The organism is Flavisolibacter ginsengiterrae DSM 18136, from assembly GCF_059568575.1.
In genome coordinates, this window is sequence record NZ_JCANTR010000013.1 from 70,767 (window position 1) to 84,891 (window position 14,125).

The 14,125-nt window shown below is 44.5% G+C and carries 7 protein-coding genes; 2 read left to right on the plus strand and 5 right to left on the minus strand.

The window, feature by feature from the left end:
- Nucleotides 1-59: 59 nt before the first annotated feature.
- A complete protein-coding gene (locus BP74_RS14290; protein ID WP_496375029.1) occupies nucleotides 60-3,326 on the minus strand; it encodes a TonB-dependent receptor in 3,267 nt (1,088 codons plus the stop codon).
- 246 nt (nucleotides 3,327-3,572) lie between these two features.
- On the opposite strand from BP74_RS14290, the gene BP74_RS14295 reads away from it, so the two are divergent.
- Nucleotides 3,573-3,947, plus strand: a complete 375-nt coding sequence (locus BP74_RS14295; protein ID WP_496375030.1) for a YccF domain-containing protein — start codon at nucleotides 3,573-3,575, stop codon at nucleotides 3,945-3,947.
- Here BP74_RS14295 and BP74_RS14300 read toward each other — a convergent pair whose 3' ends face one another.
- Nucleotides 3,948-4,808 carry a DUF4349 domain-containing protein gene (locus BP74_RS14300; protein ID WP_496375031.1) on the minus strand — a complete coding sequence of 287 codons (861 nt, stop codon included), beginning with the start codon at nucleotides 4,806-4,808 and terminating at the stop codon, nucleotides 3,948-3,950.
- Between the two features lie 181 nt (nucleotides 4,809-4,989).
- Between BP74_RS14300 and BP74_RS14305 the strand changes: the two genes are divergently transcribed.
- Complete coding sequence (locus tag BP74_RS14305; protein WP_496375032.1) at nucleotides 4,990-5,766, plus strand: DUF4846 domain-containing protein; 777 nt, start codon at nucleotides 4,990-4,992, stop codon at nucleotides 5,764-5,766.
- A gap of 71 nt (nucleotides 5,767-5,837) precedes the next feature.
- Here BP74_RS14305 and BP74_RS14310 read toward each other — a convergent pair whose 3' ends face one another.
- From BP74_RS14310 to BP74_RS14320, 3 genes are all read right to left on the minus strand, one after another.
- Nucleotides 5,838-7,850 carry an OmpA family protein gene (locus BP74_RS14310; RefSeq protein WP_496375033.1) on the minus strand — a complete coding sequence of 671 codons (2,013 nt, stop codon included), beginning with the start codon at nucleotides 7,848-7,850 and terminating at the stop codon, nucleotides 5,838-5,840.
- A gap of 70 nt (nucleotides 7,851-7,920) precedes the next feature.
- Nucleotides 7,921-8,931, minus strand: a complete 1,011-nt coding sequence (locus BP74_RS14315; RefSeq protein ID WP_496375034.1) for a PorP/SprF family type IX secretion system membrane protein — start codon at nucleotides 8,929-8,931, stop codon at nucleotides 7,921-7,923.
- A 74-nt stretch (nucleotides 8,932-9,005) separates the two neighbouring features.
- Nucleotides 9,006-13,964, minus strand: a complete 4,959-nt coding sequence (locus BP74_RS14320) for a T9SS type B sorting domain-containing protein (protein ID WP_496375035.1) — start codon at nucleotides 13,962-13,964, stop codon at nucleotides 9,006-9,008.
- Nucleotides 13,965-14,125 lie beyond the last annotated feature (161 nt).

Sequence of the window (14,125 nt, forward strand, 5' to 3'; positions counted from 1 at the left end):
CCACCAGGCATAAAAAAAGCACCCTTGCGGGTGCTTTATAAAAAGGCTATCTATTATGCTTAGTTGAATATATAACGTACGCCTAACTGAACCTGGAAACGGGAAGCCTGGCTAGTGCTTTTCTGGAAAGAACTTGTCAGGGGAACCTGGTTGGCAGCATCCAGGTAAGGGAAGCTGAACACAGGTTTGCCTGTATTGGTACCAGTGGTTTCTACCTTCTTGAAGTTCAACAAGGCTGTTCTGTTGGCGAAATAGGTAGCACCCCAGTTCTTGTTCAACAGGTTACCAAAGTTGAAGATGTCAAGGGAGAAACGCAGCGTGTTGGTCTTTGTATTTACTTTCAGGTTTACATCCTGTGAGAAGTTCAAATCAAGACGCTTGTAGAATGGTAACAATAAACCATTTCTTTCAGCATACTGTCCACGGCGCTGGCTCAGGTAAGGATCCTGGTTGATATAGGTATTCAATTGTCCCCAGATCACTGCAGGCGTGCGTGTATCCGCTGCATTTTCAGTGGTCAGCACAATATCGTTCTGATCTTTAGGAATGTAAATAAGATCATTACCACTTAAACCATCCCTGTTCAAATCGCCACCATAAGTGTAGCTGGCTGTGCCGCCGTTAGCTCCTTCAAAAGTGAAGCCGATAGAAGTAGCCAGGTGTTTGGCATATTCAAAACGGTAGTAAGCTGCAGCGATCACACGGTGGGGCTGGTAGAAGTTGGAGTATGACAACACATCAGCATTTGGATCTCCGGATACATTGCGGTCTCTCCACATGGATTGTGCAATAGAACCACCATCGTTAACTGATTTGCTTTTGCTATATGTATAGGCAACCATCGTGTAAAGGTTCTTTACATTACGCTGCAATTGTAAAGTAGCGCTGTAGGTATATCCTTTTGATGTGTTTCTCATTAAAATAGCATCGGTGATATCAGGACTTGTTGCTGTATTTAAAACAGTGTTTCCGGATTTAATGGTATTGTAGATCCTTGTACTGTCATAGCGAATCCTGTTATCTGATCCTACTAAGGCAACACCAGTAGAAGGAAGATTGACATTCTGTAAATAAACCGCGTTCAGATCCTTGCTATACAATCCTTCTAATGTAGCTACGATGCCAAAAGGAAGCTTCTGGTCAACAGCCAAATTAGTTCTGAACAATTGAGGGAATTTGAAGTTCTGGTCTGTTACTGCCAGGTTATAGCTCACGTTGGCAGCAGCACCTGCAGGACGGTAAGCATCAACATCAGGAGAAAAAGCAACACCTGAAGTGATCACTTTAGATCCAAAGTCAACACCATTGTTGCTGGCCTGGTTGCTGATCCATACAAATGGAGGAGGACCAGAGAAGATACCCAAACCACCACGAACCTGTGTTTGTTTGTTATCCATTACATCCCAGTTGAAACCAACCCTTGGGCTCCATAGAATGGAGGTCTTTGGTGCTTCACCTGTGTGGATGCGTACGCCATCACGGAAGGTTAAGGCGTCAGCATTGGTATTGGCAATAAAGCTTTGTTTGAAAATAGGCACGTCGGCTCTCACACCTGCAGTGATCACCAGGTTATTCATTGCGCTCCATTTGTCCTGGGCGAAAAAGCCTAACTGGTAAGCTGCTACGTCTGCATAAGGAAACTCACCACCCTTACGTGCTGAATAACGAACCTCGTAGCGGCTGGCGCTTAAAGATCCTGTGTTGGCGCTCTTATAAAAGCTATCCAGGTTGGCAAACTGGTAAGCACCATAATAATTGGGTGCAAAACCGTTGCGGAACTTGTTGTAGGTATTTTGTGTACCGAAAGTAAATGTGTGCTTGCCTTTGTACCAGTTCAGGATATCATTGAACTGCCATGTATCTGTATTCAACACGTTGAAGGCAGTGAATGGCTCATATCCGAAAGAGGTAAATGTGCTTCCATTTCCATTAGCAATATCCACCAGTGGAAATACGCCACCGGGGCTGCTACGGAAATCCCTGAGCTGGTTGTAACCAACCTGCACTTTATTGGAAACCGAATTGCTGATACGTGTGTTCAACTCCGCGATAACAATATTAAAGTTGTTATTGATCACGTATGAAGAAGAGAAGAAAGGCATAGCTGTAGTACCTGGCTGCCTGTTACCATTGATAGCACCACTGTTGCTTGGCGGCACATTGCGGTAGGATTTCAGGTAATAGTAGTTTACGTTCAGTGTATTCTTCTTGTTGATGTTCAAATCCACTCTTGCAGTGATCTTGTCACTGTGCGTATCGAAAGTGTAATTCTCAAAAGGTCCTGTTTCATAACCATACTTGGTTTTCAGGAAAGCGCTTAAAGCTTCAAGGTCTTCAGCTTTAGCCTGGGAGATACCAGAACCGCTTGATCCATTACGGCTGGCTACAAGGCTGGTTGCCGGCTGGCTAACCCTCTCCTGCTCACCGCTGACAAAGAAGAACAATTTGTTTTTAATGATCGGGCCACCAATGCTGGCGCCACGGTTATTAAAATTGAAATCCTGTTTGGCAATAGTGGTTGGTCCTACTTTAGTACCGGTCAGGCTTGGGCTTTTCCAGTAGCTGTACACAGATCCTTTGAATTCATTCGTACCGCTCTTGGTAACAGAGTTGATACCTGCGCCTGTGAAAGAACCCAGGGTAACATCATAGGGAGCGATATTTACCTGGATCTGCTCAAGGGCGTCAATACTGATTGGCTGGGAGTTGGCCTGTCCACCAAGACCGGCTGCCAAACCGAAAGTATTATTGAAAGATGCTCCGTTAACGGTAAGATTGTTATAGGAGTTATTACGGCCGGCAAAAGAGCTGGTACCGTAGGTTGCGTTACTGTTGGCTGTAGGTGTTAAACGGGTAAGGTCGTTGATGCTGCGGTTTACTGTTGGTAAACGCTCAATCTGCTGGCGGTTGATAGATTCAGCAGAACCAGTGCGGCTTCTGCTGAATACACGGCTTCCGGTAGTTACGGTAACTTCAGAAAGCGCACCTTCAGTGGAAGTCATTGCAAAATCGGCCCTGAAAGCAGTTCCCAGGGTCAGCGTAATGTCTGAACGCTTTTCTGTGCCGAAGCCCACGAAAGAAGCAGTCAGTTCATAAGGTCCGCCCACACGCAGGTTAGGCAGGTTGTAACGGCCGTCCTTGCGGGTTGAGGTGGAATAATGGGTACCTGTCGGCAGGTGTGTTGCTACAACTGTAGCACCTTCCAGGCCTGTTCCTTTATCACCGGTCACCACGCCCTGGATCTCAGAGGTTGTTTCCTGCGCCATAACATGGCAAACGGAAAGGCATAAAAGAAAACTAAGTAATACGGTCAGTCTTTTAAGCATAATGTGTTTGAATTTTCGGCCGCAAAGATGAAGTGTTAATGAATACAAAATGCAGGTAGGTATTAAATAAATATTACCAACACAGGTTCGTATTATTATTTTTTTTATTTGGGGAAGTAGTTAAAGCGAAAATGGTAGAATTTTAAAACCGCCTGCCCATATATTATTCTTTTCAACAAAGGGAAATACATCAATGTTGCAATATTTTAATCATATTAGCGCTTTAAAACCAAAACAACTTTCCTTATGAACCTGGTTGGCAATCTTATCTGGCTGATCTTCGGAGGTCTTATCAGCGCCATTGGCTATTGTATTGGCGGCTTTATACTTTGTTGCACCGTTATCGGAATTCCTTTTGGGCTTCAATGTTTTAAAATGGCGGGTTTTGTCCTCTGGCCTTTTGGAAGGAAGGCCGTTACCAATCCTTCCTCTTCAGGAACGATCTCCGTTTTTTTAAATATTATCTGGATAGTTTTCGGCGGAGTCTGGCTGGCCCTGACCCATATAGCTTTCGGGATCCTTTTATTCATCACTATCATTGGCATACCCTTCGGAAGGCAACATTTTAAACTGGTAGAGATCTCATTGATGCCTTTTGGAAAGAAGATCGTTTCTGTATAATTATTTCAACGGGACATTACTGTAAGCCATCTTCCTGGCTTGCTGAATATAGCGGTAGGTGATCCATGCAATACCTGCGCCTAACAGGAACATCCAGAAATGCGCCAGGAAAAGAATAAAGCTGAGGAACATTTCCCAGCCATTGCCAATTGCATTCAATAACCTTTTAGAAAAAGGCAATTCATAACCAGAAAGAATATAATTGGCAATGACTTCTTTACGCACCAGGGAGTTTTGAAACAGGGAAACATTTACAAGGCTGTAATGGACATCAGCATCAATAGACCTGTTAGTAATGCCCTGTTCGATCATGGCATCCTTTACATTGATCGATGCCAGGGATGAAAGGTCTTGAGCCCCATTTCGTGGTTTAGATATTTCACCTTGCCTGTTTTTTTGTTTTAAATTATTTTCAAGAAAGACCAGGGATTTATCATCTATATCCAGTTGACTGCGGTTGGTATAATAACCCAGTTCAGTTATGTTATGGAGAAACAATTCCAGGTTCTCAGATGGTACCCTTACGGTTATAGCTGCACGAGGAGTATATGCAGTTATGACCATAAGAGAATCATCAGATAACTTTAATTCTTTCCTTTCTCCTTCCATTGTTTCCAACTGTTGATGAAAGACCTTTCCACCTAATTGTTGGGCCAATGCAGAAACACCCCAGCCAGCTTTTTCAACATCTTTTACTTTTACATCAATGCTGGCCGTTTTCACCAGCTTAACTGAATCACCTGTGAGACCAGTGATGGATGTAGTATCTGTCAGAGAATTTACTATGTCCTTTTCACCGGTGTTGTTTTGACAGCTGCAGATTGTAAGACACAGCAAGGAGGAGAAGAGCAATCGTTTCATAACCTGGTTTTGTTTCTATTGATACCACCCTTACCAAAAAGGTAACCTTCCAGGATTCTTAAACTTTTACCATTCTTTGAAATCCTTTGTTTTAAATAAAATATGGAGACAGAACAATAAATTAATTCAACAGGTCTTATGGAAATCCAGTGACCATGCATCTCAATGAAAAGCTTACTATATGCGGGTACTATTGACTGTACTCCTTGCCGGTTGTTTGCAAACAACTGATCATGCTTCTATACAAGCCTTGCCTGCAACTACCATCCATAAAGATTCAATGGTGCCAACTTTCAACAAAGACAGTTGGGAATTCTTCCTGCAACATCTTCCCATTAAAGAAGGTGTCATCCTTGATTATAAAGGCAATGCTATTGCCAACCAATCCAAACAAGCAGGCATAGTGGCTTTTGATGTAGGTAACCGTGATCTGCAGCAATGTGCCGATGCGCTGATGCGCCTAAGGGCTGAATACCTGTTTGCCCGGGAACGTTTTTATGCCATTGGTTTCCATTTCACGGATGGCCAATACTATTCTTTTATGGATTATTGCAATGGCAAAAGACCGGTTGCCAGGGGCAACAGTGTACTATTCGCAAGATCCGCGCCTGTTCTTCTTTCACACAAAGCATTGCGCGCCTACCTGGATATTGTTTACACCTGGGCCGGCACTATATCACTCTATAACCATTTAAAGCCTGCCCAAGATTTTGGCGTAGGTGTCATTATCATTACTCCCGGAAGCCCGGGACATTGCTGCATCATTGTTGACGAGAAACTATCTACCACCGGTGAACGATTGTTCAAATTAGTAGAGGGCTATTCACCCGCGCAAACCATGTATGTCGTCAGCAACCCTTTTAATACTTTCATTAGCCCATGGTATGCATTACATAAGGGAACTATAACCACTGCTTCCTATCTATTTGATCATTACGCTTTAAGAACATTTGAGTAAGAGACAAAAATGCTGACCAGGGGGTCAGCATTTGATGTTATTATATTTCAGTACAACTATGTATTGCTCAATTATTCTTCTGATGGTTTATCAATATTGATCAGGGCTCTCCTGTTCATACTTCTTCCATCTGGATTGTCCCTACCATTGATCATTTCCATTTCCACAGGGCAACAGGCGCCAAATGATTCAAAACTGATCCTCGAGGCGTCTATGCCTTTTGCAATTAAATAATCTGCGCAGGCTTTGGCACGCTTATCAGAAAGTATCTTGTTGTATTCCACAGAGCCCAATCCATCGGTATAACCAGATACCTGGATGGTTGCCTTTGGATTTTCTACCAATACATTATAGATAGAATCCAGTTGCTGGGTGGCACGGTCCTTTAATAAGCTGCGGTCAAAATCAAAGTACACTGTTACCACATTCTCCACCTTGATCACCAGTTTCTTTTCCAGGCAAAGCGGTGCATTGTAAATGGTATCGATCAGCCATCCTGTTTTACCGCCATCAACTTCCATTTCAGCAGTTTTGCCTGCATATTTTTCTTTATTAACCAGGAACTGGCGCTGGTTGATATCACCCGATAATTCAAATACATAACTTCCATCTGCACCCGTTGTGAACTTATAGCTTTTCCCTGATGTTTCTTTCATTACGACTTCGGTTCCGGCAAGCGGTGCATTATCCTTGCAATCCTTGATAACACCTGCTATGAGTTTTCTTTTCGCTGTTTTAGAAACCGTATAGGTTGACAGGCAGCATTCCGATCCCCTGTCAGAACTGAACAGGGCATCCGTGTAAATGTTACCCTTTTCTGACGCATAATAATAGATATCATCGCGGGATGAGTTAACCGGGTATCCCATATTCTCCGGTGCCTGCCAGTTTGTTTCTTTTCCAATAGAGGAAAACAGGTCATAGCCACCCATACCCGGCATGCGGTCAGAAGAAAATACAAGGGTATTGCTGGCAGCATGATAGAAAGGCGACTGTTCATTGCCTGCAGTATTGATAACTGTGCCGGCATTTACAGGTTCTCCCGCCTGGCCATCAGCCTGCAAAGGAGCATACCATATATCAAACTGTCCCAATCCTCCCTTCCTGTCGGAAGCAAAGAATAAATATTTTCCATCTGCAGTGCAAAATGGCTGCTTACTATTAGAGCCTTCCTGGTTTATCGACGCCAACAACACCGGCTGACTCCATCCATTATCTTTTTTGATGGCATAATAGATCGCAGCAACAGATCCGCCGTTCTCTTTTTTCCATTGTGTAAAATATATCCTATTTCTATCAGGGCTAAGTGATGCCGTGCCCTGGTTCAAACTATAGTCATTTCCTTCTATCGTTACAGGCGAAAGGTTTTGTAAACTACCATTGACCATTGCTGATTGAAACAACCTGTTATGGTAAGGGTTTTGGCCTGGCATTGCCACTGAATCTTTCACTGTACTGGTGACTATCAATTGATCGCCCCCGGCACTCATTGGCGCATATACTGAAGATTCATTACCAGCATTAACAGAAAGTTTTTGCAAATGATACAAAACAGAATCGGGTCTTGTCCTTTGCTGGCTGATAAAAACCAGCCTGTCCTTTTCCTTACCCGCTTCCTGCTGGTAGGCAGTTCCCGGGTTACCGGAAATAAACTGGTCAAGACTTTCCTGTGCCGCTGTAAAATTTCCCAGGCTGCGCTGGCATATGGCATACCAATACAAGGCATTGGGATAGGTAGCAGGGTCTTTATCAAAACAATCTTTATACAGCACAGCGGCTTCGTTCCAGTAATTGGCCAGCCTGTAGCTTTCCGCCTGTTTGAACTGGATGGCAAGGTCATTTACATAATTTCCTTTACCAGCTCCTCCTCTCTTTCTTATGTTCAAAGGAAAGTCGCTGGTCGTTTGTTTTTTAACAGGATGCAGGTATTGCCCGTAAAGACCTGCCGCGGTAAAATAATCACCGGAAGCAAAGTATTTATCGGCCAGCACCAGGCTATTGTCTGCCTGGCTGTAAGCCTGCGTTGCCAGGGCGCATCCCGCCAGCACCAGCAAAGCAGTTTTCTTTACCTTATGCAGATTCATGGTAAGGTTATTTATGGGAAGAGATTGAAGGGCATTCATAATATGGCTGCTAACTTTTTATGTAATAGAATTACAAACGCGGACAACGTATAAAATCAAAAATGCTTTTCGAGCCTTTTTTAGGATTGTAAGAAACACTCAACTCAAAGCTGTTGATGTTCCTGGATAAGCTTCCCAGTTTGGATGTGTTCATGTCATAGCTCAACCCAACCAGGAAGTCCCGGTAATCAACACCAACAAATGGTGCAAAGGCATCATTATGCCGATAGTACCCACCCAACATAATATCTGTTTCTTCATTCACATTCTTTTGTGCGTACACTCCGAACATGGTTTCCCTGGCATTTCCCTGTTGCATGTAAAGGATATGGGGAACTATACTAAGACCTTCTTCCATTTTGAAGCTGACGCCCCCATGTACAGTATATCTCAAGGGTATGGTATTCAATACATCACTTTGAGAAGAGATGATGGGATCTTTGGGTCCATTCAAATGGAAAAAAGAGAGACCGCCAAACACATTGTAATCTTTGTTTTCCGAAGCATCATAATACAATACGCCGGCACCTACATCAAATGTTGTAGCGGAGGTAGCCGCAAAGCTTTCAGAAGTAGGATTGGAAGCATTGTAACCCGTGATAGGATTCCATTGCTCACCCCATTTGAATTTACTCTGGTCAATACGACGATTGATGAGCCCGGGCTGTAAAGCAAATACCAGCCTGTGCTCCAGGTTCTTGCCAAATTTCACCCCTGTATAGGCAATGGATGCATAGGCATTTAAGTAATTGAATCCACCATCACCGGCGGCCTGGTTCATCAGGTTGACACCCAGATTTATATTTTTATCTGTGCGGGTGTCAAAGGATATACCCGTGGTGCGATAAGGATTACCTACTCCACCCCACTGGCTTCGATAGATCGCTGAAACCCTGTAGTCTCCATTGCCACTTCCCGCCAGCGCAGGATTCACATACATAGGATACGTATAGTTCTGCGTAAAATGAGGGTCTGTCTGCGCAGCCAACCGTTGCATCCCGGTCAAAACGAGGCAGGTGGTGAGTAAAGCAGAAAGTTTCATCGTAAACGTTTTCATTTTTTTATTGGATATTATTTATACCCGGGGCAGTCAACACTGCCCCGTGCAGTTAGTTTTTATCTTACCAGTGTTATGGACCCTTTCATGGATATGGTTCGTCCATCGGTCATCACTGCTTTCAGCGCATATACATACACGCCAACAGGCTGTGGCTTCCCTTTAAAGGTTCCGTCCCATCCCTTTGTCTTGCTGTCTATAATAAATATTTCCTGTCCCCACTGGTTGAAGATGTGCATATCAACTTGCGTGATATAATTACCATACACAAACAGTTTATCATTCTTACCATCAGCATTGGGAGAGAACACGTTTGGCACAAATACATCCTTATCCAATGGATTGACAGTGATCACGAAGCTTCGGGACGTACCTGCACAACCGTTTATAGAAGGTGTAATGGTTATAGTTCCTTTTATAGGAGCATTGCCCTTGTTCGTTGCTGTGAAAGCTGGTATGTTTCCAGTCCCGGACGCCGCGAGGCCAATAGCGGTATTTGAATTGGTCCATGCATAGGTCACACCCGATGAAGGTGTACCTGCAATGGTCAATAATGGAAGCAGGTCACCATCATTGACGGTGGTATCATTCTTCGCATTGACCGTGGCAACAGGTGGCACTGTAACCGTAAAGCTGGCAGTTGGTGCTGCGCACTGGCCAGGATCAGTAGTAAATGTATAAACAGCTGAAGCCTGGTTGCTGACCACTGCCGGAGTCCAGGCACCCTTGATGCCATTATTGGAAGTGGCAGGCAATACCGGTACGGCAGAACCTGAACATATTACCTGTGTTGTCCCAAAGCTAAAGGTTGGTGTGAGTATCGGGTTAACCCTTACATTAAATTTTACGGTGCTGATACATTGACCCGGCAATGTAACCGGTGTAAATGTATAGATACCAGAAGCCTGGTTGCTGACAACTGCAGGACTCCAGGATCCATCAATACCATTGTCAGAAGTTGAAGGCAATACGGGCACTGCACTTCCGGCACAAATGGTTAGCGAAGTACCAAAACCAAATGTGGGTATGGTATTCGGCGTGACATTTAATGTAAAGGTCGTGGTAGTACCGCACTGACCGGCAGAAGGGGTAAAGGTGTAGGTTGCCGAATTCTGGTCATCCGCTGTTGCAGGGTTCCAGGTACCGGTGATACCATTGTTAGAAGTTGCCGGCAATGCAGGCGCACCTGATCCCGCACAGATGGTCATGGAAATACCAAAGTCAAATGTTGGCGTCAAATTCGGATTTACTGTCAGGCTAAATGTTGTACTAACTGCACACTGTCCAGCAGCAGGTGTGAATGTATAGGTAGCTGAATTCTGATTATCAGCCGTGGCAGGATTCCAGGTTCCTGTGATGCCATTAACAGATGTTGTCGGCAGGGCTGGCGCACCAGATCCCGCACATATGCTCATGGACGTGCCAAAAGAAAACGTAGGCGTGATGTTCGGATTCACTGTTACAGTAAATGTTGCTGTGGTAGCGCATTGACCTGCCGATGGTGTAAATGTGTAAACACCGGAAGCCTGGTTATCAATTGTTGCAGGACTCCAGGTTCCCGCAACACCATTATCTGAGGATGCAGCTAAGGCTGGAACTGCCGCTCCCGCACAAATAGTCATTGTTGATCCTATGCTAAATACAGGCACCGTATTCGGTGTTACTGTTACATCAAAATTCGTGGTAGTTGCACACTGGCCGGCAGTAGGTGTAAATGTATAGCTACCGGAAGACTGGTTATCAACAGCAGCCGGGCTCCATGTACCGGTAATACCATTTCCGGATGTAGCTGGTAAAGCAGGCACTGTTCCACCGGCACATATGGCCAGGGAAGTTCCAAAGCTAAAGGTTGGCGTTACATTCGGATTCACCGTTACAGTGAATGTGGTTGTAAGCGCACACTGCCCTGCTGTTGGAGTAAACGTGTAAGTACCGGAAGCAGTATTATCTACAGTAGCCGGCGACCAGGTACCGTTGATGCCATTATCAGAAGCATTAGGTAGGGCCGGAACTGATCCGCCTGCACATATTGTCAATGAAGTTCCAAAACCAAATGATGGTGTGATATTCGGATTAACAGTAACGGTAAATGTAGCTGTTGTAGCACACTGACCAGCAGTAGGTGTAAAGGTATATGTACCGGAAGCCTGGGTATTAACTGATGCAGGACTCCATGTACCATTAATACTATTGTCTGATGTTGACGGTAGTGTTGGAACGCTTCCTCCTGCACAAATGGTTAATGAAGATCCAAATGAGAATACCGGGGCTGTATTGGAATTAACCGATACAGTAAAGGTGGTGTTCACAGCACACTGTCCTGCAGTTGGTGTAAACGTATAGGTTGCGGAGTTTTGATTATCCACAGTGGCCGGGCTCCAGCTTCCTGTTATTCCATTGGAAGATGTGCCGGGTAAAGCTGGTACTGAACCGCCGGCGCAAATAGATAAACTGGTACCGAAGCTAAATGTTGGCGTAACAATCGGGTTCACTGTTACAGTGAAACTGGCTATTGTGGCACACTGGCCAGCAGTAGGCGTAAATGTATAGGTACCGGAATTCTGATCATCAACTGTAGCTGGATTCCAAATACCATTAATGCCATTATCAGAAGTAGCTGGCAATGCCGGTACTGATCCTCCGGCACAGATAGTTAATGAACTACCAAAGGCAAAGCTTGGTGGAATATTAGGCGCCACGGAAACTGTAAAGTTGGTCGTAGTGGCACACTGACCTGCAGTAGGTGTAAATGTATATGTACCGGAAGCATTATTGTTTACGGTAGCAGGATTCCAGGAACCGGTAATACCTTCTGTTGATATTGCCGGAAGAGCAGGCACCGTTCCACCTGCACATATATTTAAAGAAGTTCCAAAGCTAAATGTGGGCGTTACATTCGGATTCACCGTTACAGTAAATGTTGTGGTAACAGCGCATTGCTCTGCGGAAGGTGTAAATGTATAGGTGGCGGAATTCTGATTATCCACAGTAGCAGGATTCCATGTACCTGTAATGCCATTGGTAGATGTAGTGGGCAATGCGGGCACTGTTCCTCCTGCGCAAATAGTCAATGTTGTTCCAAAACTGAAAGCAGGTGTGATGTTCGGATTAACAGTTACTGTAAATGTTGCCGTTGTGGCACACTGTCCTGCAGTGGGTGTGAACGTATAGGTACCAGAATTCTGGTTATCAACTGTTGCGGGACTCCATGTACCAGTTATTCCATTATCTGAGGTTGCGGGTAACGAAGGCACAACACCACCTGCGCAAATGGTCAGTGAACTGCCAAAGGCAAAGCTTGGTGGAATGTTAGGCGCTACGGTTACAGTGAATGTGGTATTCAAAGCACACTGGCCTGCAGTTGGCGTGAAAGTATAGGTAGCAGAATTCTGGTTGTCAACCGTTGCAGGACTCCAGGTTCCTGTGATCCCCTCAACTGATGTTCCAGGTAATGATGGAACCGATCCGCCGGCACATATATTCAATGAAGTACCAAAACTGAATGTTGGTGTGACATTCGGATTAACAGTTACCGTAAATGTTGCCGTAGTGGCACACTGTCCTGCAGTAGGCGTGAACGTGTAAGTACCAGAATTTTGATTATCAACTGTTGCAGGGCTCCATGTACCTGTAATCCCATTGCTGGAAGTAGTTGGTAAAGTAGGAACTGCCTGGCCTGCACAAATAGTAAGGGCAGTGCCAAAACTAAATGTAGGTGGAATATTAGGCGTAACCGTCACAGTAAATGTTGCAGGGTTGGCGCATTGGCCAGCCGCTGGCGTAAATGTATAGTTGGCTGAATTTTGATTGTCAACAACCGAAGGGCTCCATGTTCCTGTAATCCCATTCGTGGAAGTATTGGTCAATGCAGGCACTGTTCCTCCTGCACAAATGGTCAGGGAAGTTCCAAAACCAAACGTTGGAGTCAGCTTTGGATTCACCGTCACGCTCATAGTTGTGGGTATGCCACACTGGCCGGCATTGGGTGTGAATGTGTACGTACGTGAGTTTTGGTTGTCAACAACGGAAGGATTCCATGTACCGGCAATTCCATTCGTTGAAGTGGTTGGTAATACCGGTGCAGTGGAACCTGCACAAAATGGAGCGATCTTGGTAAACTTAGGCGTAAATACAGGGTTTGACAATATAACACCTGTATTCAGATCCGTAGGACAACCATTACTTATTATGGTAAAATCGGCATAGGTGCCGGCTTTCAAATTGCTAATTATGACCTGGCCGGAAGCATTGGCTGTAAAGCTTAATGGACCTACCGGCACTCCATCATCAGAATAACTGATGGAGTAATTCGCCCCTGCAGCTAATCCATTAATAGATATAGAACCTTCAGTGCCATTACAGGTGGTTGGGTTATTGCTAGCCAATACCGGTGCCTGTATAGAAAAGAAAGCTTTATAGTTATTACCCCCGTTGTTCAGGGTCATCGTTTCATTACACAGGCTGGTAGAACTATTAGACCCTGTAACATCATAATATATTTCAAGCACATAATTACCCGGTGTATAGGCCGTAAGATTTACAGGTGCATAAGGTGTAGTAGTTCCATCGTTAACCACACGGCTCCATTTCTGGTCTCCTGTCACACAGGAACCACCAGATGGATATGTACCCGCAGGCACATTGCAATCATCCGTAAAGGCAAGATCCATTGCATTAAAAATTCCGGGTGCCCCGGTTTGCAGGTATACCCTGTAATACATATGCGCACTGCACACATTAGCCACGCCTGGCACTTTAAAACTTCTTACTTCTCCACCTCTTAATACAAGTGTTTCAGAGTTTTGCGTGTAGGCCCCAAGGTTAGTATTGTTAAAGGTGTTCCCTGCTGGTCCTATCAGGTTGGAACCATTCCCCGAAGTATTGAAATAATCGTTCTGGCTGCAATTGGTGATCCAGGCAGCAGAGGAATTAATTCCAAACGATTGTGCTTTAGTAGTTACACTGAAGAAGAAGGAAAAAAGTAGCGTAATAACGCTAAGTAAGGTTCTTGAATTCATAGATACTGGCAGTTAGTAGAAACACTTAGTTCCTATTGGTTATCTGCGGCAAAATAGAAAATATTTGTAATGGTTCAAATTAATTATCTGATTTTTTTATAAAAAACGAATTACATATGTGCTACCCCGTTTGAATTTCCTGTTCTGCACCCTGGTTTACT